This window comes from Vibrio sp. 1562, assembly GCF_033340155.1.
Lineage (GTDB): Bacteria > Pseudomonadota > Gammaproteobacteria > Enterobacterales > Vibrionaceae > Vibrio > Vibrio alginolyticus.
In genome coordinates this window covers 1-522 of the sequence record NZ_JAWOVY010000758.1, presented here as the reverse complement: position 1 = coordinate 522, position 522 = coordinate 1, and the positions used below count along the sequence as shown (strand labels likewise).

Below are 522 nucleotides of genomic sequence, written 5' to 3'. Positions count from 1 at the left end.
AAAATTTTAAGGCGCGGTGTATTGCCGCCCTTATTGAGGTTCGAATCATGATCAAATTTGGTACAGGCGGTTGGCGCGCATTCATCGGTGAAGAATTCACTAAAGATAATGTTCGTTTGGTTGCTCAGGCAGTAGCAAACATCACTAACAGAGAATCAGTGGCAGATCGTGGCTTTGTCATTGGCTATGACCGACGTTTTCTGTCTGACAAAGCTGGCCGTTGGTTTGCCGAAGTTTTAGCGGCAAATGGCATTGTAGTCAGCTTTATCGATAAGTTTGTTCCAACGCCAATCGTGATGTTCAAAGCAAAAGAGATGGGCTGTGCATATTCAGCGTGCATCACCGCATCGCATAACCCTGCCGATTACAATGGCATCAAAGTCTTCATTGAAGGTGGTCGTGATGCCGATGAAATCATTACCGAGAAAATTGAAACTCAAATTTCTACACTTACCGCACAAGATGTGAAAAGTGTCGATTTTGACCAAGCGGTTGAAGACAAGTTAATTGAAATCATCAACC

1 pseudogene is annotated in these 522 nt (G+C 43.7%); it reads left to right on the top strand.

Annotated features, from left to right (window positions below):
• Positions 1–47 precede the first annotated feature (47 nt).
• Positions 48–522, top strand: a pseudogene (locus tag R7Z49_RS27490) (phosphoglucomutase/phosphomannomutase family protein); the annotation flags it as partial.